23 protein-coding genes are annotated in these 21,687 nt (G+C 49.5%); 13 read left to right on the top strand and 10 right to left on the bottom strand.

Going from position 1 to position 21,687, the window contains the following annotated elements:
- The first annotated feature begins 24 nt into the window (after positions 1-24).
- Together EDC56_RS19590 and aqpZ are read left to right on the top strand one after the other, a co-directional pair.
- Positions 25-180 (top strand): hypothetical protein, encoded by a 156-nt coding sequence (locus tag EDC56_RS19590; RefSeq protein WP_162844134.1) that lies wholly within the window; start codon positions 25-27, stop codon positions 178-180.
- A 154-nt stretch (positions 181-334) separates the two neighbouring features.
- Complete coding sequence (gene aqpZ, locus EDC56_RS09095) at positions 335-1,036, top strand: aquaporin Z (RefSeq protein WP_123712207.1); 702 nt, start codon at positions 335-337, stop codon at positions 1,034-1,036.
- A 66-nt stretch (positions 1,037-1,102) separates the two neighbouring features.
- On the opposite strand, the gene EDC56_RS09090 is transcribed toward aqpZ, so the two are convergent.
- Entirely contained in the window at positions 1,103-1,351 is a 249-nt protein-coding gene (locus tag EDC56_RS09090; RefSeq protein ID WP_123712206.1) for a hypothetical protein, read from the bottom strand.
- 335 nt (positions 1,352-1,686) lie between these two features.
- Here EDC56_RS09090 and EDC56_RS09085 point away from each other — a divergent pair, with 335 nt between their 5' ends.
- Both EDC56_RS09085 and EDC56_RS09080 read left to right on the top strand, forming a co-directional pair.
- Positions 1,687-2,616: an SPFH domain-containing protein gene (locus EDC56_RS09085; protein ID WP_425452459.1), complete on the top strand. Its 930-nt coding sequence runs from the start codon at positions 1,687-1,689 to the stop codon at positions 2,614-2,616.
- 5 nt (positions 2,617-2,621) lie between these two features.
- Positions 2,622-3,080 carry an NfeD family protein gene (locus EDC56_RS09080; RefSeq protein ID WP_123712204.1) on the top strand — a complete coding sequence of 153 codons (459 nt, stop codon included), beginning with the start codon at positions 2,622-2,624 and terminating at the stop codon, positions 3,078-3,080.
- Between the two features lie 59 nt (positions 3,081-3,139).
- Here the strand turns inward: EDC56_RS09080 and EDC56_RS09075 are convergent, their stop codons facing one another.
- The 3 genes from EDC56_RS09075 to EDC56_RS19940 form a co-directional block, all read right to left on the bottom strand.
- Positions 3,140-4,096, bottom strand: a complete 957-nt coding sequence (locus tag EDC56_RS09075) for a hypothetical protein (protein ID WP_148059364.1) — start codon at positions 4,094-4,096, stop codon at positions 3,140-3,142.
- 156 nt (positions 4,097-4,252) lie between these two features.
- Positions 4,253-4,663, bottom strand: a complete 411-nt coding sequence (locus EDC56_RS09070) for an ExbD/TolR family protein (protein WP_123712202.1) — start codon at positions 4,661-4,663, stop codon at positions 4,253-4,255.
- A gap of 415 nt (positions 4,664-5,078) precedes the next feature.
- A complete protein-coding gene (locus tag EDC56_RS19940) occupies positions 5,079-5,210 on the bottom strand; it encodes a hypothetical protein (RefSeq protein WP_281273344.1) in 132 nt (43 codons plus the stop codon).
- Between the two features lie 276 nt (positions 5,211-5,486).
- On the opposite strand from EDC56_RS19940, the gene EDC56_RS09060 reads away from it, so the two are divergent.
- The 5 genes from EDC56_RS09060 (at position 5,487) to EDC56_RS09040 (ending at position 10,558) form a co-directional block, all read left to right on the top strand.
- Positions 5,487-7,952: a hybrid sensor histidine kinase/response regulator gene (locus tag EDC56_RS09060; RefSeq protein ID WP_162844133.1), complete on the top strand. Its 2,466-nt coding sequence runs from the start codon at positions 5,487-5,489 to the stop codon at positions 7,950-7,952.
- Positions 7,953-7,982: 30 nt separating this feature from the next.
- Entirely contained in the window at positions 7,983-8,267 is a 285-nt protein-coding gene (locus EDC56_RS09055; protein WP_123712199.1) for a hypothetical protein, read from the top strand.
- Between the two features lie 132 nt (positions 8,268-8,399).
- Positions 8,400-9,476 (top strand): 23S rRNA (cytidine(2498)-2'-O)-methyltransferase RlmM, encoded by a 1,077-nt coding sequence (rlmM, locus tag EDC56_RS09050; protein WP_245980673.1) that lies wholly within the window; start codon positions 8,400-8,402, stop codon positions 9,474-9,476.
- A gap of 62 nt (positions 9,477-9,538) precedes the next feature.
- Positions 9,539-9,958 carry an HIT family protein gene (locus EDC56_RS09045; RefSeq protein WP_123712198.1) on the top strand — a complete coding sequence of 140 codons (420 nt, stop codon included), beginning with the start codon at positions 9,539-9,541 and terminating at the stop codon, positions 9,956-9,958.
- Between the two features lie 243 nt (positions 9,959-10,201).
- Entirely contained in the window at positions 10,202-10,558 is a 357-nt protein-coding gene (locus EDC56_RS09040) for a nuclear transport factor 2 family protein (protein ID WP_123712863.1), read from the top strand.
- 83 nt (positions 10,559-10,641) lie between these two features.
- Here EDC56_RS09040 and EDC56_RS09035 read toward each other — a convergent pair whose 3' ends face one another.
- On the bottom strand, positions 10,642-11,076 hold the full coding sequence (locus tag EDC56_RS09035; RefSeq protein WP_123712197.1) for an Hsp20 family protein: 435 nt from the start codon (positions 11,074-11,076) through the stop codon (positions 10,642-10,644).
- A 326-nt stretch (positions 11,077-11,402) separates the two neighbouring features.
- Between EDC56_RS09035 and cobO the strand changes: the two genes are divergently transcribed.
- The gene (gene cobO / locus EDC56_RS09030; RefSeq protein WP_425452458.1) at positions 11,403-12,011 is read left to right on the top strand and encodes a cob(I)yrinic acid a,c-diamide adenosyltransferase; all 609 of its coding nucleotides are present in this window, start codon (positions 11,403-11,405) and stop codon (positions 12,009-12,011) included.
- A gap of 131 nt (positions 12,012-12,142) precedes the next feature.
- Here cobO and EDC56_RS09025 read toward each other — a convergent pair whose 3' ends face one another.
- Positions 12,143-13,312 (bottom strand): helix-turn-helix transcriptional regulator, encoded by a 1,170-nt coding sequence (locus EDC56_RS09025; RefSeq protein ID WP_123712195.1) that lies wholly within the window; start codon positions 13,310-13,312, stop codon positions 12,143-12,145.
- A gap of 273 nt (positions 13,313-13,585) precedes the next feature.
- Here EDC56_RS09025 and EDC56_RS09020 point away from each other — a divergent pair, with 273 nt between their 5' ends.
- Both EDC56_RS09020 and EDC56_RS09015 read left to right on the top strand, forming a co-directional pair.
- A complete protein-coding gene (locus EDC56_RS09020) occupies positions 13,586-14,053 on the top strand; it encodes a DUF695 domain-containing protein (protein WP_123712194.1) in 468 nt (155 codons plus the stop codon).
- Between the two features lie 159 nt (positions 14,054-14,212).
- Entirely contained in the window at positions 14,213-15,472 is a 1,260-nt protein-coding gene (locus EDC56_RS09015; RefSeq protein ID WP_123712193.1) for a valine--pyruvate transaminase, read from the top strand.
- Between the two features lie 75 nt (positions 15,473-15,547).
- Here EDC56_RS09015 and EDC56_RS09010 read toward each other — a convergent pair whose 3' ends face one another.
- Positions 15,548-16,159 carry a hypothetical protein gene (locus EDC56_RS09010; RefSeq protein ID WP_148059363.1) on the bottom strand — a complete coding sequence of 204 codons (612 nt, stop codon included), beginning with the start codon at positions 16,157-16,159 and terminating at the stop codon, positions 15,548-15,550.
- Positions 16,160-16,483: 324 nt separating this feature from the next.
- A complete protein-coding gene (ppa, locus tag EDC56_RS09005) occupies positions 16,484-17,017 on the bottom strand; it encodes an inorganic diphosphatase (protein WP_123712191.1) in 534 nt (177 codons plus the stop codon).
- 402 nt (positions 17,018-17,419) lie between these two features.
- Here ppa and EDC56_RS09000 point away from each other — a divergent pair, with 402 nt between their 5' ends.
- Positions 17,420-18,379, top strand: coding sequence for a manganese-dependent inorganic pyrophosphatase (locus EDC56_RS09000; RefSeq protein ID WP_123712190.1), 960 nt, complete (start codon positions 17,420-17,422; stop codon positions 18,377-18,379).
- 239 nt (positions 18,380-18,618) lie between these two features.
- Here the strand turns inward: EDC56_RS09000 and nirD are convergent, their stop codons facing one another.
- Both nirD and nirB read right to left on the bottom strand, forming a co-directional pair.
- The gene (nirD, locus tag EDC56_RS08995) at positions 18,619-18,936 is read right to left on the bottom strand and encodes a nitrite reductase small subunit NirD (protein WP_211333626.1); all 318 of its coding nucleotides are present in this window, start codon (positions 18,934-18,936) and stop codon (positions 18,619-18,621) included.
- 26 nt (positions 18,937-18,962) lie between these two features.
- Entirely contained in the window at positions 18,963-21,500 is a 2,538-nt protein-coding gene (nirB, locus tag EDC56_RS08990) for a nitrite reductase large subunit NirB (protein WP_123712188.1), read from the bottom strand.
- Between the last annotated feature and the right edge of the window lie 187 nt (positions 21,501-21,687).

Here is a 21,687-nt window from a genome sequence, read left to right as displayed (position 1 = left end):
CGGGCTTTAATAGGGAGCCTCGCGATGTCTAATCATTCTCTGTTTAACCATCGTATATGCATCATTGCCTTTCTCTGCCTTATCATATTGTTAGCACTCATCGGTGGTGGCTATTACCTCTTTCGAGGACTTGAGTTCATGGATTTTACTATCGAGTGCTCACGTGCCTATTGCCTGTAGTGTTGCTTTCGCTGTGATTTTAATCGGAGTCACTTATCAACAGATGCCGTCTGCTTGGATGTGGATCAACGCTTAAATTGCCATACGTAATATTGTTAACTTTAATTAACTCAAAGTGTGACTTTAGTAAACAATAACTTGAAGAGCGAATGGCATGAATTTATCGAAGAAATTGACGGCTGAGTTTATTGGCACCCTGTGGCTGGTATTGGGCGGGTGTGGCAGTGCAGTGTTGGCAGCGGCGTTTCCGGATGTGGGTATTGGTCTGCTGGGGGTTTCTCTGGCGTTTGGTTTAACCGTCCTGACGATGGCCTTTGCCATTGGTCATATCTCTGGTTGCCACCTTAATCCCGCAGTCTCTGTTGGTCTATTGGTCGGCGGTCGTTTTCCTGCGCGAGAGCTGGTTCCCTATGTGGTGGCGCAGGTCTTGGGTGGTATAGCCGGGGCGGCGATTCTCTATGTGATTGCGTCAGGGCAGGCAGGGTTTACCCTGAGCGATGGCTTTGCTGCCAACGGCTATGGTGAGCACTCGCCTGGTGGGTACTCGCTGATCGCAGCGCTAGTGTGTGAAGTGGTAATGACCTTTATGTTTTTGATCATTATTCTTGGCGCCACGGATAAGCGAGCGCCAGCTGGCTTTGCGCCGATTGCGATTGGTTTAGCGTTGACGCTGATTCACTTAATCAGCATTCCAGTGACCAACACTTCTGTTAACCCGGCGCGTAGTCTTGCTCCAGCGCTATTTGTGGGTGATTGGGCGTTGGATCAAGTTTGGCTGTTCTGGGTGGCACCCATTTTCGGTGCGGCACTGGCTGGAATTACCTATCGCTGCCTAGGTGGTGATGAGCAGGCTTAAACTGCAGGTTTATAGGGCTGATTAAGGAGGGCGCCAGTGGAAACACAGGCGCCTTTTTATTTTTTATTACAGCCAGCGACGATATTTCATGCAGTCTTTTTCACTGTATTGATCCTCGTAGAGATGGATTTTATGCAGCCAGTGATTCATTTTCTTGGCACTGCCGCCTTTTCTACGTTTGGCTTCGTAGCGAGCGATGTTGCTGTTGATTTTTTTACAGGCTCTAATATTTTCGTCACTATTTGCGAACAGTGTCGGGGTTATGATCAGACTGATTAAGGGTAGAGCTAGGGTTAGTATCATCTTGAGTTTCATGGGGCCTCCTTGCGCAGAATCTCGTTCATGATTCTCACAGTCCGAGTATGCTTAGGCCAATATAGTTAGCTGATAGTAGTCGATTACCTTCCTATCTTTCGTTATAAGTAAGGGCTCGCAACTGCCCGAGTTTGTTAGGCGGGATATCGAGTATTTATCTATCTGTCAAAATGAGGAAAGCGATATTTTATCGGCTTTAAGGCGTTATTGAAGATAGAATCTATGGGGCCGCTGTGAAATGATAGGGCAACAAGGGAAGTTTTTATGGTGCTAGCGAGGTTGTCTCGATACAGCGGTTAGCGACTAATTATTGTTCAGATAGGAGTATGTGCATAGTGTTAGATATTAGTTCGATTTTGGTTATTGCGGTACTTGGCTTTGCTGTTGCGGTGGTTTTAGCAGGGGCAAAGATGGTGCCGCAAGGTTACTCGTGGACAGTTCAACGCTTCGGAAAATACACCAAGACGTTAACACCAGGCCTGCATATCATCGTGCCATTTATCGATACGATCGGTAATAAAGTGATCGTTATGGAGCAAGTGTTGGATATTCCGCCGCAGGAAGTGATCTCGGCGGATAATGCGATGGTGACGACCGATGCGGTGTGTTTTTTCCAGATCTTAGATCCTGTGCGTGCCTCTTACGAGGTAAATGATCTAACGCGAGCGATGAGAAATCTGATGATGACCAACATTCGCGCAGTGTTAGGCTCGCTGGAGCTTGATGACATGCTCTCTAATCGCGATAAGATTAACGGTTTGTTATTGCAGAAGGTCGACGAAGCAACCGACCCTTGGGGGCTCAAGGTCACGCGTATTGAGATCAGAGACATTGCTCCACCAGCTGACCTGGTCGAATCGATGGCTAATCAGATGAAGGCTGAGCGAGATAAGCGAGCGGCGATACTAGAGGCGGAGGGCAAGCGGGCAGCAGAAATCCTGGAGGCAGAGGGACTCAAGCAAGGCGCGATCCTCAAGGCAGAGGGTGAGTTAGAGGCGGCGAAGCGACAGGCCGAAGCGAGAGAACGTTTGGCTCAGGCTGAGGCCGAGGCGACGAACATGCTATCGGTAGCAATACAGCAGGGCGATAGTCGTGCGATTAATTACTTCGTCGCACAGAAGTATGTTGAAGCTCTGGGTAGTGTTGCTGCTGCAGACAACAGCAAGGTGATCATGATGCCGTTAGAGGCGAGCAGTGTTATTGGCTCGGTGGCCGGCATTGGTGAGTTGATCAAAGAGGCGCAGCAGGCAACCGACAAGGAGTAGCCGTCATGCAGTCTTTGCTAGAGTTAAGCCCAAGCCATTGGCTCATTTTGTCTGTGGTGTTGTTAGTCTTAGAGGTCTTTGGCGCCGGTGGCTTTATGATCGGCATGGCGGTGGCGGGGGTGATGACGTCGCTGTTGTTATGGTTGCAGCCGGCACTGAGCTGGCAGCTACAGTTACTCTGCTTCGCTGTTGTCTCTGTCGTTGCGACGGTGGCTTATTGGAAATACTTTAGAGGTTTTAACAACGCCACTGATCAACCGCAGCTGAATAACCGTACTCAACAGTTAGTGGGGCGTCGCTGGCAGCTCGATCAAGATTTGCCCACAGGTAGTGGCCGGCAACAGATCGGTGACACTTACTGGAAGGTTCGGTCTCAGGGTGCGCTGCGAGCGGGTGACTTGGTTGAGGTTTACGGTTCCGAGGGTAGCGAGCTATTGATTCGTCTGGTCGACCCGAAGAGTTGAACCGGGTAGCGGTAAGCTTAGCTTGCCGTTGCTATTCCTTTAATAGCAACGGTTAAGCTTTATTGTTTGAGGCATTTTGTCTGTAGTAAGTCTTTGGCGTAGCCTTGGTATTTATCAACGGCGTGCTGACAACTCTGTGGCTGAATGGGGCAGTTGAGCTGCTGCTTATTGTGTGCACTGAGTAGCGCGATATTTTCCTCTACGCTTTTCTTTATGCTCTGGCTAGAAAACTCAAGGCAGTTATTGCCCTCATCCCAAGCGCCATCGATATAGTCTGCCATGTCAATATTACGCTGCTTCACCCACTGCCCATTTTCACAGGCTAGATACGGTGTGTGAAACTGATGTAAGGGATCACTTACTGGTGCGATGATACGCTGCCAGAAACGGTAGCCATTGAAGTTGGCCGTTAGATCAGCGTGGGAGTAAATGCCCGTGGTCCAGAAACCGTAATAGCTGTCCTCGGTTTGCTCTCCCCAATGCATCATTTCATCGAGACCTTTGTGCTGAACTTGAGTCTCGGCGAAATATTGCCAGCCCTGGGCGAGGAAGTGGCCAATTTTATCGGTACCGATGACGAAGTTGTCGATGCGCATGGTTGCACCCAGGCCACCGGTATAGAGGTCTATACCGGACCAGATAGGAATGTCGCGGTAGACCGATGTCTTGCGCTGCACTAGAACGGTGGGGATGTTAGGGAGTTGGCCTAGCTGACTGACAATGTCGTTACCGACGAGCTTGTCTTGTTCGCCAGCAAGGTGATATCTCAGTGCATCGTAGAGTATTTTAGGTTGGCAGCTGGGTGCCTTGTTGGCTTGCTTGAGAGCGTTATTGAATCGTCGATTTAGCTCGCTGTTGATGGCGCTGAGTGCATCGCTAGGGTAAGCGTCTCGAGCGCTGAAGCTATCGATCTCTGCTGCTAGGCAGTTGTTGCAAAAGACGGCGATGACGAGCGTTGTGGTAGAGAAGAGGTGTCGCTTAGCGGGGGCTTTGATACAAGATATGAGGGTGTGCATGGCAGGCATGTGCTTATGTGGCAATGTTAAGTAGCTAGCCTAAGCGGAGTTTGCCGTCGCTGCAAGCAGCAAGTCGAGCCAGGCTTGTCTACACGGGACACAAAAAAGCCGAGAATATACTCGGCTTTTTATCGTTACTGGCAAGCGCTAAGCGAGCTAGTCTCCCTTGGTGACCAGTGATACGCCAGGTATTCCGGCACTGCGTGCTGAGTCGGCGATTTGTGTGTATACATCTGCGGTCGATTTGTTATGTGCCTGAATGATCACGGAGGCCTCAGGGTTTTCCGCCTTCATACGTGTGATATTGGCACGAACAGCGCGTTGATCGATGCGGCGGCCCTCCATCCAAATTTCATCACTGGCAGTTACTTGGATAACGATATTTTTATTCTCAGTCGGTGTGGACTGTTCTTGGTTCGCATCGGGGCGGCTGATCTCGATACCTTGTTCTTTAATGAAGGAAGCCGTCACGATAAAGAATATCAGCATGATAAATACTACGTCGAGCATAGGCGTTAGATCGATCTCAGATTCTTCTTCAGCCTGACGTCTTGGTAAACTTCTCACTATTATCGCTCCGTTATAATTATCACTAAATAGTGCGGCTATCTTATCGCCATAGCCGAAGGAATTAAAGCGTCACCCTAGGTAGTACTACCTAGCTTACAGAACCGTCACTTTTCTCTCTCTTGGTGTAACTAATATGCTCGATTTCGTTACCCTGGCAAGTGTCTCGGTAACAGTTTGTGTTGATTTACTTCGGTGGCTATTTTTTGACCAGCTTCTCAGGGGGAGCTACTGCAATACCTTTTTTTATAGTATTGCTGATAGAGCTGGGCCTTGTCTGCAGGCTAAGCCATCAAAGCAATCGATTAATAATATGAGCAATAGGCTGTTCATGTTGAAAGGGGGGGGCTGTGGCAGCGACTCTGTTGGAGTCGAGTTGTAGTTTATCCGTTGCCAGTTTGCCGATATGGGGTAGCTAGATATGCTGGCTTATCGTCGATAGGCTTAGCTTTAGTGCAGGCTTTTTCTTTCCTAAGCTATGCGCCTGCAGTGGTAGCCTCTCTGATGCAAGCCATTTTTTTGTCACCACCGGGATATTTTTCTTCATTGGAATTCTATTTTCTGCACCGTCAACATTGTTGTTATTACCCTGCTTATACCTAATACTAGGGCATATAAAAGCTTATTTACGAATCAGCACACAGGGAGTGTGGCGCCAGCTTTATTGAATAAGGCTGCTAAAAAAAATAGCGCTGTAATAAAGCAGCATAGCGAGTAAATTTATCGTGGCCGATGATGATATCCAAGAGGGGGATTTTGTCGTAGTTAAGGCTTGCTGATAGATAAAACGAAAATAATAATATTGATGCAGGGAAGTTATTCGATGAAAATTATTAACTTTAAGAGAAAACAGGCGAGTTTTTTCCTTGTTGTTATTGGCCTATTGTTTTTTTGCTTCATCTGCTTTTCTCCGAATTTACATGCTGCCTTAGCTTTGGCTCTTGAGCAGCATGCTCAGTCAGAAAAGTCTACGATTGTACTTGATGGTTCAAAGTTGTCACGGCGGCTGCGTCCGCAGCTCGAGTATTTTATTGATGAAGAGGGGACTATCAATATTGATGACGTACGCAGCGGTCGTTTAGATGAGCGTTTTCTGCCTTACCCGAACAGTCTAAAACTGCAGGAGAGTAGTATTTACTGGCTGCGTTTTAAGTTGCGTAATGAGAGTTATTACAGTCAATCTTTGGTGTTGGACTTTAACGAGATATTGTTTTGGGAGCTGGATGTTTATAGTCGCGCGTTGTCGGGAGTCCCTGTAGATTACCAGCTTGGTTTGAGTCGGAAGGAGGCTAACCCGATTGACGGGCGCCTTTATGCTTTTCCTGTTCAGGTGGCCGCTAAGGCTGAGCAAACGGTGTATAGTCGTATAAAAACGCCTTATTTAATCGAGCTAAATCCTTATTTATTTGATCCTGTTAGCTACGCCAGTGACTCGTTAATGAGGGGGACGACCTCCAATGTGATATTGGGCATGTTGATGGGGATAATGTTGTTTCTCTGTGTCTTTGTGGGTTATGTTCGAGACTCTCGTGACGGGGTTTTTTATCTAGCTTTTGTATTTCTTTCTGCGTTAATAGTGGCGACCTGCAGTGGTTATATTACTTATTTTTTTCCGGGCTACGTTTGGCTGAATACCCATATGTATAGTCTCTCTGTAGGGGGGATGTTGGTCGCTTTTATTGCCTTTAGTCGCAGTTACTTCGATAGTAGTAAGCTGATGCCTTGGGTAGATAAATTGTTAGCGCTGTTGTTTTATGCCGGTATTGTACATTTGTTCGCGCTGTTGTTTCTGCCGGTAGAGTCTTTGATGGGGCCCCTGATGCTATTGGCCGGGGTGACCATGTTGATACTGTTATTTATTGGTCCGTATGCTTGGTGGCTAGGTCGGCAACAGTTGTGGGTGTTTGCCTTAGGCAACCTGTGTTTTATTTCCTTGTGCTTGCTCACCCACCTTAGTAGTTTGGGTGTCATGCCACCGGCGACACTAATTCGCCATAGTTATGAGTTTGGTATGTTGGCGCAGTCGATTTTTTTTGCTGTTGGTGTTTCGCAGAAAATTTTGTCCGATCGACGCGGTCGGGAAAAGTTGGCAATGCAGGCTTTGTTAGTTAAGGCTGAGGATAAGACTAAGAATGAGTTTTTGGCTAAAATGAGCCATGAAATACGCACACCGCTGAATGGGCTAGTCGGCATTGCTGAGCTTCTAAAAAGCACTAAGTTGAATGTGGAACAGCAGCATTATATTGATATGCTGCAGAGCAGTGGTGAGAATTTAGAAGTGTTGCTGAATGATATCCTAGATGTTTCAAAAATGAATGCCGGACAGTTGAAACTGGACTACTGTGACGTTGATTTTAGCGAGTTTCTACACAAAGTAAGCTTTCCTTTTGAGGTGAGTGCAGAGAGTAAGGGGTTGGCTTTGCTGTTGGATTACCACCCCTCACTACCCGCCTTTGTCATGATCGATCCTACTCGACTGCGGCAGGTAATCGGTAACTTACTTTCTAATGCCATTAAGTTTACGGACAGTGGCATGGTGACGCTATCGGTGTGGGTAACAACGGATGAGCAAGCTTGCTTATTCTTTGAAGTGAGCGATACCGGCATCGGTGTTGCGGAGGGTGAGCGGGAGCGCTTGTTTGATAGTTTTCAGCAGGGCAATAGTGGTATTGCTCGCCGCTTTGGTGGTAGTGGTCTGGGTTTGGCGATTTGCCGCCAGTTAATAGAGCTAATGGGAGGGCGTATTGAGTTAAGTGGTAGCGATAATAGTGGTGCGAAATTTCATTTTTGGTTACCGTTATTGCCCTGTCGCCTTCAGCAGGTACCGGTGAGAGCTCGCAAAGAGAAGTTGTCACAAATTTACCCTGGCAAACGTGCGCTGGTGGCCGAGGACAATATCGTCAATCAGCAGGTGATTTGTGGCCTGTTGCAACGCTATAAAATTAGCGTGGATCTAGTTGCCGATGGTGAGCAGGCGGTGGCCAGGGTGAGCTCGGCGGTAGAGGCTTATGATTTGATTATTATGGACTGTGAGATGCCTATTATGGATGGCTTTGCCGCTGTGCAGGTCATTAGAGCACTCGATGGTGGTCATCGCCATGCTATTGTGGCATTGACGGCTCATGTGTCGAGCGAATATCGCCAGCGCTGCCTTTCCGCGGGGATGGATGATTATTTAACCAAGCCTCTGCATTCTGAACAGTTAGAGGTTGTGTTGAAAAAATGGCTGTCAAAGCCTGCGTCAGTACCTCGATCGGAGAGGGTGAGTCAGACTCAAGGGAAAAGTTGAGTAGGGGGAATCGTGTAATTGGAGGTCGCTATGAAAGAGCTGAGGCAGCAGCAGGTTATTGTTGTTGAAGAAAAGTTGTGCGTAATACAGCGCATTATTGAGGCCGGTGCCGACGTGAGTCCCGCAATGCGCTATCGGCTGGAGGGATACCTAACAGCACTCATTGCCTTGGATGTAGTGAGTGCACAGGCACTGCAGGTGCTGTGGCGATCAATATTGCACGAAAGAGCGAGTTTACAGGTTGCCGCTAACAACCAGGTTAGTATCTCGATCTTGATGCCAAGGGCGCCGGTCTACCCGTCGACGAAAACATGAGGGAGGAGGATTTTTTGCTGGTAAGCACTAACTTCTCCTCTTGTGCCAAGGTTAAGTCATTGCGACCTACCGGCAAGGCAGTCAGCGGTGCTACAATAGCTACCAATTTTTTGTCGTCTGCTGGAGTCTGCTGTGTCGCAACAAGTGCCATCGTTTAATCATGTTATTTTACTCTGTCGTAGTGGCTTTGAAGGTGAGTGCAGCGCTGAAATTATCGATAGAGCAGCGACGATAGGCGTCACGGGCTACTGTAAAACCGATAAACGTAGTGGTGTCGTGGTGTTTACGGCATCAAAGCCTGCAACGGTGATGAAGCTCATCGAGACCTTGTCGTTTGCCACGATGATTTTTGCCCGACAGTGGTTTGCGGCGATTGATGAAGTGAAAGATTTACCGGTAAAGGATCGAGTCTCGAGTTTGGCGCAGGCGGCGGGGCGCTTCCCACGTTGTAAAGAGTTGTGGTTAGAGACGCCGGATACTAATGAGGGCAATAGCCTCAGTAAGCTCTGTAAAGGGCTGCAGAAGCCTTTGCAACTCAAGCTTAAAAGTTTTGGTGCCTTGCGAGCCAGTGGGCGTTACCGATTGCACATGCTTTTTACTGCGGGTGATCGAGCTTGGGTTGGCATGAGTTTACCGGGTAATGATGCTCCGTGGCTAGGCGGTATCCCTCGTTTACGCTTCCCCAAAGCAGCCCCGAGTCGTTCTACGTTGAAGTTGGAAGAGGCTTGGCACTGGTTTCTGCCTGCCGATGGCTGGGGGGAGGAGTTGAAGGCGGGAAGCTGGGCCGTCGACCTAGGGGCCGCGCCCGGCGGTTGGACTTGGCAGCTGGTGCAGCGTGGCTTGAAAGTGATGGCCGTCGACAATGGTCCGATGAACAATGAGTTGATGCTGACACGCCAGGTGGAGCATCACGAAGCCGATGGTTTTCTATTTGAGCCGCCACGTGCCGTAGCGTGGATGGTGTGTGATATTGCCGATAAGCCAGCTCGAGTGATCCATCTGATGTCGACTTGGTTGGTCAATCGCTGGTGTCGAAAGAGTGTCTTTAACCTCAAGCTACCAATGGCTAAGCGCTACCTAGAGGTTTGTAAGTTGCTCGATAGGCTACAGGAAAACTGTGATGCTAACGGTGTAAAAATCACCTGGTGTGCAAAGCAGCTTTATCATGATCGCGAAGAGATAACCGTCATGGTGCGTCTCGTTGATTAAACTTTGTGGCATATATACATTGTCTGTATTACCCCCTAACTAAGGCTAAACAAGGAATCAGCATGGCAACAATATTTACTCAGATTATCGAAGGTAAGTTACCGGGGCACTTCGTTTGGCGTGATGACAAGGTCGTGGCAATCATGACCATTCAGCCTATTTCGCCTGGGCACGTGTTAGTGATCCCAATCGATGAGGTCGATCATTTCGATGACCTTCCCGCTGACTTGGTGGCACACTTGATGATTGTCTCGCAGAAGATCGCCAAGGCAATAAAAGTGGCTTTTCCAGCTGAGCGTGTCGGCTTGACGATTGCAGGCCTAGAAGTACCGCACACCCACGTGCATTTGCTGCCTATCAATACCCTGGGTGACTTTGACTTTAGTCGTGCCAAGATGGCGGAGACAGAAGACTTAGGGTCGGCTGCAGAGGCAATTCGTCGCGCACTAAAGGCAAGTGGCGAGACTAGCGCCGCAGAATAAGATTGGTTGTGAATTTGATTGTGAAGCGGGGATTCTCGTCCGATAGGGTGAGGTCTGCTTTAAAATAATGACAGTATCCGTTGTCGTGGTCGCTTTTCATTATTATCTTCGTGTTAGCACTCTAATGAGCGCTAACTGCGCGTAAGGACGTTGTGGCAACAGCACTGTACTTTATGAGCAATGTACTTTACGAGCAATGTACTTTACGGCATCCCTACTAGTAACAATAAGAAAGAGTTAATTATGAAAGATTTAGCAGCTGTACCTGCCGCCTACCTCGAGGCGCTGAAAGCACGTGACCTCGATGCGATCGTTGATCTGTATGCTGAAGATGCGATAGTTGAAGACCCTGTCGGTAGTGATGCTCACGAGGGGATCGCCGCTATACGCGAGTTCTATAAGGGGGCTACTGGGATGAGTATTGAGGGTGAGTTGCAGGGTCAGGTACGAGTTGCGTCCAATGAAGTTGCGTTTGCGTTTCGTATCACCATGGCCGATGTGGGTATGACCATTGATGTTATAGACACTTTTAAATTTAATGACGCTGGAAAAATCATTTTGATGCGGGCCTTCTGGGGGCCGGAGAATGTAACAAGTTAGTTTTTTGGTTTACGCAACGGCAATCGGCCGGCGTCATTATGACGTCGGCCGATCTAAGCAAGGTATCAGGTATTTGGCAGATTTTAGCTGCGCTGATTGATAGCGATCATTTGTGGCTTACTCGCCTCGGGTGCCTCACGCAATAGTGAGATAGTTAGTATACCGTGAGTCATGTCAGCCTCAACGACTTTCATATGATCGGCGAGACGAAAGCTCTGTTCAAAGCTTCTTTCAGCGATACCCTTGTAGAGATATTCGACCTTTTGTCGTTTCTCTTGTTGGGTTTTTCCAGTTACCTTTAAGGTGTCTTTTTCCAGCGTTATATCAATGTCTTTCTCACTGAAGCCAGCAACAGCCATAGTAATCTGGTAGTCGTTTTCACCTGTTTTTAAAATGTTGTAAGGTGGAAATGAACTTTTTTGTTTACTCTCAGTTGCGGCGGTTTCAAAAAGATCGTTGAAACGGTCGAAACCGATGCTTTGACGAAACAATGGAGCAAAAGATAGTGCGGTAGCCATAATAGGCCTCCTTAATAATAAGCAAGGTTTTAGACTGTAAATACATTTATTTACAGAATCTTTAATGGAGTTAGATAGCGCTATCTATCAGGATATTCTATGAATCATCCTTACCTACTAATATGTGGCTGGTTGATTGGGTTTCAAGTTTTATGTGAAATTATTTTTTAAATATTTTCTCAGGTGTGTGTAAAAATAAGCCTTTAGCTATATTTTTCAATATGATGGTGAGAGCGGGGGGGGTGGGATATACTTCGTGGTAAATTAAGCAGGGGCGCAGTGTGGTTGTGTGCGCTAGTCGACAGTCGTGAATGAGGATGACGAAAGTGAGTGACGAGAGAAAACAGGCCAAGCATAAGAAGAGCATGGCTAAGCAAAAAGAAAATGTCGATGCAAATATAGAGGCGGCAGATATCGAGCGTGGTGTCTGTATTTTGCTGACGGGTGATGGCAAAGGTAAGAGCAGCTCGGCTTTTGGCATGGCTATGCGCAGTTTAGGTTATGGTTATAAAGTAGGCATTGTGCAGTTTATCAAAGGCGTACAGCTCTCGGGTGAGGAGATTTTTATACGCGACAAGCACCCCGAGGTATATTTCCATCAGATGGCGACGGGCTTTACCTGGGATACGCAGGATCGCAGTGCCGATACTGCTGCGGCTGAGGCGACGTGGTTACATGTGGAAAAGCTGTTGCAGGACGAGAGCTACCATCTCGTTGTATTGGATGAGCTGACTTATATGTTGGCTTATAGCTATCTCGATGAAGAGCGGGTATTAAGTGCAATCCGACAGAGGCCCTACGAGCAATCGGTGGTTATTACTGGTAGAGGTGGCGGTAAGGGGATTCGAGAGCTGGCGGATACGGTATCGGAAATTAATGATCAGAAGCACGCGTTCCGTGCTGGCGTGAAAGCGCGAAAAGGCGTTGATTACTGAGTCGGTTGCGGGCTGTCGAGAAGAAAGCATTATGGCTCCAGCGTTGCCTTGATCTTATGATCACGGCAACGAGGAGGCTTTTGTTGACTAAGACTCTAGCCACGGAGGCAAAAGTCATTGGGCACTTAGGGTCAGTGACTAGGGATAGTACGTAAGATGGCTGCGACCACCTCGACCTGCCGGTTGTAACCGGTCTTGAGAAAGATCGACTTGATATTGTCTCTGATCGTCGACTCCTTGCGATCTATCTTCTGGGCAATCTCTTTGGCACTGAAGCCGCGCACTAAATGCTCGCAGACACGCGATTCAGACGGGCTGAGGGAGAAAGCCTTACGGATTTCTGCGCTGCGTGGTAGGTCACTGCTGTTCGGATCAAAGAACTGCATGAGTAAGGCCTTGTAGCCTTCTCCCTCGTCATCCGTACCGATGGGGGTTAGCGTTACTCGAATCGGCAAGCCGTAGGGGTCGTCGATGGAGAAGACTGCAACCGAAGACAGTTGCGCGTCACCCAGTGCGTGTAGCAGTTGATAGCAGTGCTTTTGAAACTCGGAGTTTTTCTCCTTGTTATTGAAGAAAACACGATTGTTGTTGGTGATATCGAGGTGCTCGACCTGCTCTACCCATTCTTTAGCCTTGCTGTTGGCATGAATAATCTCGAGTAATGGGCTCAAGACGATGCTGGCCTGTGGCGCGCTGTCGAGTGCTGCTTTCAGCGAGATATTGTCGACAGACTGGAAGTAGAGTTGTTGGTGTAGGGTGATTGCCTGGCGAATGTGCGGGGCCAGCAGGTTCAACTTGGCGATGTCATCATGACTATAGCCGCCACCCTCTTTGTTGCGATAGAGCGTTAAAATGATGGCGCTGTCGTCGTTATTGGAGACTAACATGCCAGCGACATCGACGATATTCTCACTCTCCATCCACATTTTTAAGCTGTCATCTAACTTGTTTAAGAACCTTGCTTCGGGGTCGATGTGGTTGGCACCGTAAAAGGCGCCGGCAGGCTGGTGCAGCGCCAGCTCGATCAAGGTGTCGTGAGCAATGAGGTTCTGCTCAATATAAAAGTTCTCAACGGCTTTGGGAATACCGAAGGACCAGCCGAATGTCATCAATCTCGGAGAGATGTTGAGTCCGGTGAGGTTGACCGCATGGCAGTTGAAGTGACTGCAAAGCTCACCGAGAAACTGGCTAAAGCCAGCGGAGTCGGAAAGACAGGAATACAGTGACTGCAGCAGCGTGCTGTAGTTAGCGATGGCGCTATCATTCGGATTATTGGTTATATTGGGTTCTTTGGCAGTCATGGTTATATTTCCTTATAGGTGTGCTGCTTATTTTGATGGCACCATTCTACCGAAAAATATCTTTTAGGCTATGCTGGGCGAGAGGTAAATGACTGAAAATTTTAAAAATAGCTAGTGAAAGTTGTTTTTTCTGTCGATTGTAATGTTGACGCTTGCCAGCCGTCCCTGTGGTGAGTGGTCTCAGCTGAGCATAGCGCGTATAATCCGCGACAAATATTGCGGGGGTGTTGTGCCTTCGTTCGGGCAATATATAACAGAGAGTGAGACCGCGACGTGAGTAACACGAAGTTTGTAGTACCAGAGTCATCCTATACTGTCGTTCAACGAGAAGATGAGGGGGCGAAGGTCTATGCGGCGGTGAATACTTCACTGGCATCGATTGATAAGGCTGAGCGGCAGTTGTTTGGTTGGCAGCTGTCAATCATCCTCGATTTACAGACGGAAGATGCTCAGGGTATGACGCTTGATAGTGAGTCTAAGGAGATAGAGCCTTTCTGTCAGCAACTAGAGACAGATCTGCGGGCCGGCGGTAATGCTATGCCGTTGGCGAGAATTACTTGGCGGAAGACACGTGAGCTACTGTTTCGTGTGTACAACCCGGCAATGGCGGATAAGCTGATTCAGCAGCTTATTGAGGCGGAGGAGAACCCTCGCCCCTTTAGTTACACTATCGACCCCGATATGGAGTGGGAGATGGCGGAAGATTATCTTAAGCAGTTCTCTGCTGATAATGCGCCATAATAGTAACTGATTAGCGGTAGTATTCTGTGGCTACTTGCGGCGTTGCCGCTAATGATAAGCTCGATAAATTGTTTTTTTTTGCGTAGGGGGATCCCCCTGTTTTTGCTTAATTAAGTTTTTACTTGATTGAGCTTTTGCTTGATATAGCTTGAGGTTGTCATGAAGTTGTCTGTGTTCGGGGAAAAGTTTACTAATAGCCACTCCGGTATTGTAGAGTTAATGGCTGATTTAGGTAATGCCCTCAACGAGAACCCTGACATGCTCTTTATGGGCGGTGGTAACCCGGCACGTCTAGAGAAGTTAGAGGAAGTTTTTGCCCAGCGCTTGCAGGCGATTGTGGCGGACGATGAGAAGCGACATAGCTTGTTAGGTATTTATCAGTCCCCGCAGGGAGAACAGCAGTTTCGTGAGCAGGTCGCGACGCTGTTGAGCGATCAGCTTGGCTGGCCGATAAATCGTGAAAATATCGCTATATCCAACGGCAGTCAGTCGGCATTTTTTGTTCTTTACAATATGTTTGCTGGTGAGATGGCTGACGGCAGTAAACGGACTATTCACCTGCCGCTGGCGCCGGAATACCTTGGTTATAGCGAAATTGGTTTAGGAGAAAACTTCTTTTCTGCGACTCGCCCGAAGATCGAGCTGCTCGATGATAACCAGTTTAAATACCGTGTCGATTTCAATGAGCTGCATATCGACGACTCTGTTGCTGCGCTCTGCGTGTCACGTCCGACCAACCCTACAGGTAATGTGTTGACGGATAGCGAGATTGAATTGCTCGATCGTATCGCCAAGGAAAATGACATTCCTTTGATCATCGATGGTGCCTATGGTCTGCCTTTCCCCAATATTCTATTTACCGATGCTAAGGCGCACTGGAACGATAATACCATTGTGGTGTTGAGCCTCTCCAAGCTGGGGCTGCCAGGAGTGCGAACCGGTATTATCGTCGCTCGAGAGGAGATTGCCACAGCCTATAGCAATGCTAATACGGTATTGAGTTTAGCCTGCGGCAACCTGGGGCCGGCGATGGCGAGTGAGCTCTTCGCTAGTGGTGAAGTGTTGAGCCTTAGCCAAACGGTGGTGAAGCCGTTCTATCAGCAGCGGGCGCAACAGACGGTAGCTTGGTTCAGGGAGGCGCTGGCCGACCTGCCTTATCGTATTCACAAGCCGGAGGGAGCGATTTTTCTCTGGCTGTGGTTTGAGGGCTTGCCAATAAGCTCGCAAGAGCTTTACGAGCGGTTGAAGCAGCGCGGTGTGTTGGTGGTTCCGGGGCATAACTTTTTCCCCGGTTTAGAGGAGGAGTGGCAGCATAAGCATGAGTGTATTCGTGTCTCTTATGCGCAAGAGGCTGCCGTTGTTGAGGCGGGGGTTGCATTGATTGCCGAAGAGGTTGCCAAGGCTTACGCAGAGGCTTAAGAGACAGCCAAAAGCTATCGATTTTTGCGGTAGCGATCAATACTGCCTTCACGCGGAGGTGTTAAGGATTAGATGTTAAGGGCTGATGCCATCCTGACTGTTCAGAGTGAACTTGCGCTGATCGGCGCTATCCCTTTGTTGCCAGCGCTGCCAAGAGACGACCTGAGCGCTGTCGACTTTATCGTTATGCTGTTGGTACCAATCGACGCTATTCGGTAGTTGGCTGCTAATCGCGGGTAGTGATAGCCATTGTTTAAAGCTTTCTTGATCGCGTAGTTGTTGAGTAACGGCGAGTAGAGCGTTCTCTTTGCTGTTAATCGGCTCGATGAGGATATAGTAACGTTTACCAGCAGCGAGTGATGCCTCGATGAAGTGAGCCTTGCCGTTCTGGTAGCCCATAAAGGTATGGTTGCCTGGGCTGATATTGTGCACCAGCTGGAAGCCTTCGGGGAGTGGAGCGATCGGTGTGCGCTCGCGTGCAATGCGGTATAAGGCAATATCACTCTCGGTGACGATGCCACGGTTGGGGCGTAAAAAGATAACCTGTGCAAGGCCTTGCGGTGGAGCGGTGATGGCGGTAGCAGGTGCGACGGGCGTCATATCCTCGGTCCGCTCCGGGGGCGTTGCGCAGGCGAAGAGGGTGGCGATGAAGAAGATGAGGCTTAGGCGACTTACTATTTTAGACACGACAAATCCCTTTTTGAAATATGATGATTGAATAATCACTTGCTTGTGCGATATTTCGATAGCTGGGCGGGATTATAAGCAGTTGTCAGCTTAGGAAAAGCGTTTCTTAATTTTTCATGACAAACTGTCGAATAGTTATACAAAAAACCTATATAGAGCTTTCCTAGTGGTACTTTAGTGCCTATTTAAAGGCTTTTTATTTTATTTTGTTGTCGATAATGATTTGTCACTTTATATTTTTGTTGCAACAAAAGGCTTTGGTCGGAGGGCCTTTTGTTGCGTGCAGTGCAGTAGTTTTTCGCAGATAGAGTGCCTTATGTTTAACTATTTGCTTGTTTGATAGGCGGCAACAGAGGCCATAATTTCGGCCCTAGCTGCTGCGGCATCTGCCCAGCCTTCGACTTTGACCCACTTGCCTATCTCGAGGTCTTTATAATTCTCGAAGAAGTGGGCTATCTGCTTGATGAGGAGCGGCGGGAGGTCGCTACACTCTTTTACCCCGTCATAGGCGCTGGAGAGCTTGCTATGTGGAACGGCAATGAGCTTAGAGTCTTGCCCGGCCTCATCGCTCATCTTTAACATGCCAACAGGGCGGGCACGCACAACGGCACCAGGGGCGACGGGGTAGGGGGTCACGACAAGTACATCGAGGGGGTCGCCATCGGCGGAGAGGGTATTGTTGATGTAACCATAGTTAGCAGGATAGAACATGGGTGTGGCCATGAAGCGGTCAACCATGAGGCAGTCTGCCTCTTTGTCGATCTCATATTTGATCGGGGCGTGATTTGCGGGAATCTCTACGACGACGTAGATGTCCTCTGGCAGGTCCTTGCCTGCGGGTATGCTATTAAAACTCATATGACCTCCTTAACTGGGATGAAAAACAGGTGACGTTGAATTATAGACCAAGGCGAGTCCGCCTCAGTGTGCCTTCTACCTTACTGTTTATATGGCATGCTGGCTTGTTATTTTGGTCCGCTTTTAATGTCGTTGGTGGGGGGGGGGCGGCCGCGGCTAGGCAGGTGCTTTTGCATACAAGCGTTTACGAGGCTTGTGTCGTGCTTTTTTTACGGCGAGCGGGGCGGGTTTTTTAGCTGATTCCTCTGTATCGGTGAGGCGTAGCTGGTTAATTTGGCGTTTTAAAACGACTTTAACGTTACGAAAATGTTTTTTTTGGCTATAATTGCGTCAATTAAAATAACGCCTAGTTATTAGGTGTGTGACACCCTATTTATCTGCAGAATTCTATAGGCAAGTATCATGGCTTTTTTTGATCTAGAAACCCCGGAAAATAACGACACAGAGAACCTCGTTTGGTTGGGCCATCTTAGCCCCGACAGCGATACTATTGGCTCGGCCATTGGTGCAGCTGAGTTATTTGGTGGAGAGCCGCGTCGCGCAGGTGAACTGAACAAAGAGACTGCTTTCGTGATGGATTACTGCGGTGCTGAGCTGCCGAAGATGATCACTAAAGAAGAGGGGCAAACGGTCGGTTTGGTTGATTTTAACCAGAAGACACAGCTGCACAAAGATGTTGATAACAAAGACATTGTGGCAATTATTGATCACCACGCGATTCAAGATCAGCCAATTACCTTTAACACGGCAATGTCGGTCGATATTCGTCCATGGGGCAGTGCAGCGACTATTCTAGCCGATCGTTTCGAGAAGATGGGTAAGCAGCCGACTAAGAGCACCGCTTGTGTGCTGCTGGCCGGTATCCTGTCTGATACATTGATTTTTGAGTCGCCAACGACATGTCCACAGGATAAGCCTTTCGCGGAGAAGTTGGCTAAGTTTGCCGGTATTGACGATTTGTATGCCTTTGGTACTGCGATGCTAGAGGCAAAGTCTGATCTTGCCGATGTATCGACCTACGACGTGCTCAAGGGGGATTTCAAGCACTACGAAATCAATGGCAAGAAAGTCGGCTTTGGCGTTGCTGAGACACTGAAGCCAGAGCAGTTGATCGAGCGTCAGGCGGCATTTCTAGAAGAGATGACAGGCGAGAAGGCCAAGCAGGGCCTCGACTTCATCTTTTTTGCCATAGTCGACACCAAGAACAAGCAGTCGCACCTGGTTATCTACTCGGATGCTGAAGCCGAGCTCGCCGGTACCGCCTATGGTGCTGCGGCGGAAAATAACTGGATGCTTTTGCCGGGGCTGATCTCTCGCAAGAAGCAGCTGATGCCTGTGATTCAAGAGGTACTTTCAGCTTAAGCTGAGGCCCTCACGGTTAACCAGAAGGCGGCCCAAGGGTCGCTTTTTTTGTGCCTAATAGAAACATCGTTGGCGTTGTGGTTGCGTGAATATTGCTCCGCTTTAGCGGTGAGATGACTTCATCGTCGAGACTTAGGTTGTTGCAGGACGGAAAGAGGGGGAGGATATAACAGGAGGCGCCAGCCAGCCTCTGTGGGGAGAGACCGACTGGCAAAGCTTACCGCTTAGTTGCCGCTTGCCTAGGCGGCGAGGAGCTCGACGCTGTCGCCATTGGTACGAACCTGGTAGGTCGCTAGACTGACGTCCTCCTCCAGGCACTTACCGCTCTCAAGGCAGTAGTGCTGCTTATAGAGTGGGCTGGCGACAACGGTGACATCGTTGAGGCTGCCGACGATGCCGCGAGCAATGATGTTGGCACCACAGAGAGGGTCGTGGTTATCGAGTGCATAGAGTTCGTCATCGACACGAAAGATGGCGATCTGCTTATCGTTAACGATGACCGCGGCACCGGCGTTAGGAAGGATGTCGTCGATGTTACAAACGGTAGTCCAGCTCATAGTATTCTCCAAATTAGTGGTGCGGCTTACGCCTTGGCGATGAGGTCGGCTTTTTCAACAGTCGTCGCGGGGCGAATCTGACCGCGCTCTTCGATGAAGACGATGTTGTCGTCTTTCTTGTCGCTGTTGATAAAGCTGCGGAATTGCTTCACTTTGCTCTCGTTTTCAATGGCAGTCTTCCACTCGCATTGATAGGTGTTGATGACAGATTGCATCTCGCTCTCTAGCTCGTCGCAGATGCCTAAGCTGTCATTGATCACAACATCCTGCAGGTAGCTGAGGCCGCCCTCCAGGTTATCCATCCAAGTGCTGGTGCGCTGTAGTCGGTCGGCGGTACGGATGTAGAACATGAAGAAGCGGTCGATGTACTTCACCAGCGTCTCATCATCGAGGTCGGAGGCAAACAGGTCGGCGTGACGTGGCTTCATGCCGCCGTTGCCGCAGACATACATGTTCCAACCTTTCTCGGTAGCGATGATGCCAACGTCTTTGCTCTGTGCCTCTGCGCATTCACGGGTACAGCCTGAGACGGCCATCTTAAGTTTGTGCGGGGAGCGTAGCCCCTTGTAGCGGTTCTCGATGTCGATGGCCTGTCCCATCGAATCCTGCACGCCGTAGCGGCACCAGGTGGAACCCACACAAGATTTTACGGTACGCAGTGACTTGCCGTAGGCGTGGCCCGATTCGAAGCCAGCGGCGATTAGCTTTTCCCAGACGAGAGGCAGTTGATCGGCGGTGGCGCCAAATAGGTCGACACGCTGGCCGCCGGTGATCTTGGTGTAGAGGTTGAAGTCTTTGGCGACTTGACCGATGGCGATCAGACCATCTGCGGTGACCTCACCACCAGGCATCCGCGGCACGACGGAGAAGGTGCCGTCTTTCTGCATGTTAGCGAGGAAGCGATCGTTGGTATCCTGCAGGCCGCCGAGGGGCTCGTCGAGAATGTGATCATTCCAGCAGGTGGCGAGGATTGAGGCAGTGGTCGGCTTACAGATATCGCAGCCCTTGCCTTTGCCGTGCTTTTCGAGCATCTCATCGAAAGTTTTGATCTTGCCGACGCGGACCAGGTGATACATCTCTTGGCGGGTGTAGGCGAAGTGTTCGCAGAGGTCGGTGTTCACCTCGACGCCAAGCTTGGTAAGCTCGGCATTCATGACTTGGCCGACAAGGGCTACACAGCCGCCACAGGTCGTCCCTGCTTTGGTGGCGTCTTTAACTTCGCCAATGGTGCAGCAACCAGACTGTACGACGCCGTTGATGTCGCCTTTGGAAACATTGTTACAGGAACAGATCTGTGCAGAGTCGGGCAGGGCGTCCGCACCGAGGGCAACGCCGCTGCTACCGTCGTAGCTGGGTAAGATCATGCTATCGGGGTTTTCTGGCAGCTCAATCTTATTGAGTGAGTACTGTAGCAAGCTGCTGTAGTCTTCGGCGTCACCGATCAATACGCTACCGAGTAGGTGCTTGCCGTCTTCGCTGACAACGATTTTCTTGTAGACTTCTGCCTGCTCGTCGATGTAGGTATAGCACTTACTGCCAGGGGTATTGGCGTGGGCATCACCGATCGAGGCGACGTCAACCCCCATTAACTTCAGCTTCGTGCTCATATCGGCACCGGTAAACTGAGCTTCTCCGTTGCTGCTGACATGGCCGGCAGCGACGCGAGCCATGTCATTACCGGGCGCGATAAGACCGTAGATACGACCCTCCCAGAGAGCGCATTCGCCGATGGCGTAGATGTTTTTATCGGAGGTCAGGCAGTCGTTGTCGATAACGATACCGCCGCGGGGGCCGATCTCTAGCTCGCTGGATCTTGCCAGCGCGTCCTGAGGGCGGATACCGGCAGAGAAGACGATGATGTCCGTCTCCAACTCGCTGTCATCGGCAAAGATCATCTTGTGCACGCACTCTTCACCATCACCGATGTTCTGGGTGTTTTTCTCGGTGTGTACGCCCACGCCTAAATCTTCAATCTTTTGGCGCAGCAACTTGCCGCCATTGTCATCGACCTGCACCGCCATGAGGCGAGGAGCAAACTCGACGACGTGTGTTTTTAAATCTAAGTCTTTTAGTGCCTTTGCCGCTTCTAGGCCAAGCAGACCACCGCCGATGACGACGCCGACAGAAGCCTTTTTAGAAGCCTCGGTGATCGCCTCAAGGTCTTCGATCGTGCGGTAGACAAAGCAGTTCTCGCGATCGTGACCAGGTACCGGGGGCACGAAGGGGAAGGAGCCGGTGGCGAGAATCAGTTTGTCGTAGGGGAAGCTCTGACCGTCAGCGATGATGACCTGTTGATTGTCGCGGTCGATGTCGGTGACTTCAGCATTGTGGTGGCAGGTGATGGCATTGCTCTCATAGAAACCTTCACTCACCATATTTAAAGGCTCAGCAGTACGGGTCTCAAACCATTTGGTCAGCTGAACGCGGTCGTAAGCGGCGCGGGGCTCTTCGCCAAAGACGGTGATATCAAAGTTGCCAATGCTACCATTATCGACCAGTGTCTCTAGAAACTGATGTCCGACGGGGCCGTTACCGACCAAGACGAGTTTGATTTTAGTACTCATGGAGGAACCTGCTGTCTGGTTAAATAAATTATTTTCTATTACTAAAGCAAAGCTCGTGCCAACGCCTGATCATCCCAGCTTCAGGCTATTGAAGTGGAGCTCGTGAGCTAACTTGGGGCGACGATTTCACGATACACAGGGGGTGGGATGCTTATTGTGCTCCATTGCGGTGCGGTGATGCCCCGAA

Source organism: Sinobacterium caligoides, assembly GCF_003752585.1.
Classification (GTDB): Bacteria; Pseudomonadota; Gammaproteobacteria; order Pseudomonadales; family Sinobacteriaceae; genus Sinobacterium; species Sinobacterium caligoides.
The sequence above is the reverse complement of the archived record's forward strand: the minus strand, read 5'-3'. Positions and strand labels throughout refer to the sequence as shown.

Bases quoted from the DNA above. Each gene is read 5' to 3' on its own strand.
- EDC56_RS09060 (WP_162844133.1), top strand. From the start codon at position 5,487: ATGAAAATTATTAACTTTAAGAGAAAACAGGCGAGTTTTTTCCTTGTT.
- EDC56_RS09025 (WP_123712195.1), bottom strand. From the start codon at position 13,312: ATGACTGCCAAAGAACCCAATATAACCAATAATCCGAATGATAGCGCC.
- EDC56_RS09035 (WP_123712197.1), bottom strand. From the start codon at position 11,076: ATGGCTACCGCACTATCTTTTGCTCCATTGTTTCGTCAAAGCATCGGT.
- aqpZ (WP_123712207.1), top strand. From the start codon at position 335: ATGAATTTATCGAAGAAATTGACGGCTGAGTTTATTGGCACCCTGTGG.
- ppa (WP_123712191.1), bottom strand. From the start codon at position 17,017: ATGAGTTTTAATAGCATACCCGCAGGCAAGGACCTGCCAGAGGACATC.
- EDC56_RS09075 (WP_148059364.1), bottom strand. From the start codon at position 4,096: ATGCACACCCTCATATCTTGTATCAAAGCCCCCGCTAAGCGACACCTC.
- EDC56_RS09040 (WP_123712863.1), top strand. From the start codon at position 10,202: ATGAAAGATTTAGCAGCTGTACCTGCCGCCTACCTCGAGGCGCTGAAA.
- EDC56_RS09000 (WP_123712190.1), top strand. From the start codon at position 17,420: ATGGCTTTTTTTGATCTAGAAACCCCGGAAAATAACGACACAGAGAAC.
- EDC56_RS19590 (WP_162844134.1), top strand. From the start codon at position 25: ATGTCTAATCATTCTCTGTTTAACCATCGTATATGCATCATTGCCTTT.
- EDC56_RS09055 (WP_123712199.1), top strand. From the start codon at position 7,983: ATGAAAGAGCTGAGGCAGCAGCAGGTTATTGTTGTTGAAGAAAAGTTG.
- nirD (WP_211333626.1), bottom strand. From the start codon at position 18,936: ATGAGCTGGACTACCGTTTGTAACATCGACGACATCCTTCCTAACGCC.
- EDC56_RS09090 (WP_123712206.1), bottom strand. From the start codon at position 1,351: ATGAAACTCAAGATGATACTAACCCTAGCTCTACCCTTAATCAGTCTG.
- nirB (WP_123712188.1), bottom strand. From the start codon at position 21,500: ATGAGTACTAAAATCAAACTCGTCTTGGTCGGTAACGGCCCCGTCGGA.
- EDC56_RS19940 (WP_281273344.1), bottom strand. From the start codon at position 5,210: ATGAAGAAAAATATCCCGGTGGTGACAAAAAAATGGCTTGCATCAGAG.
- EDC56_RS09015 (WP_123712193.1), top strand. From the start codon at position 14,213: ATGAAGTTGTCTGTGTTCGGGGAAAAGTTTACTAATAGCCACTCCGGT.
- EDC56_RS09080 (WP_123712204.1), top strand. From the start codon at position 2,622: ATGCAGTCTTTGCTAGAGTTAAGCCCAAGCCATTGGCTCATTTTGTCT.
- EDC56_RS09045 (WP_123712198.1), top strand. From the start codon at position 9,539: ATGGCAACAATATTTACTCAGATTATCGAAGGTAAGTTACCGGGGCAC.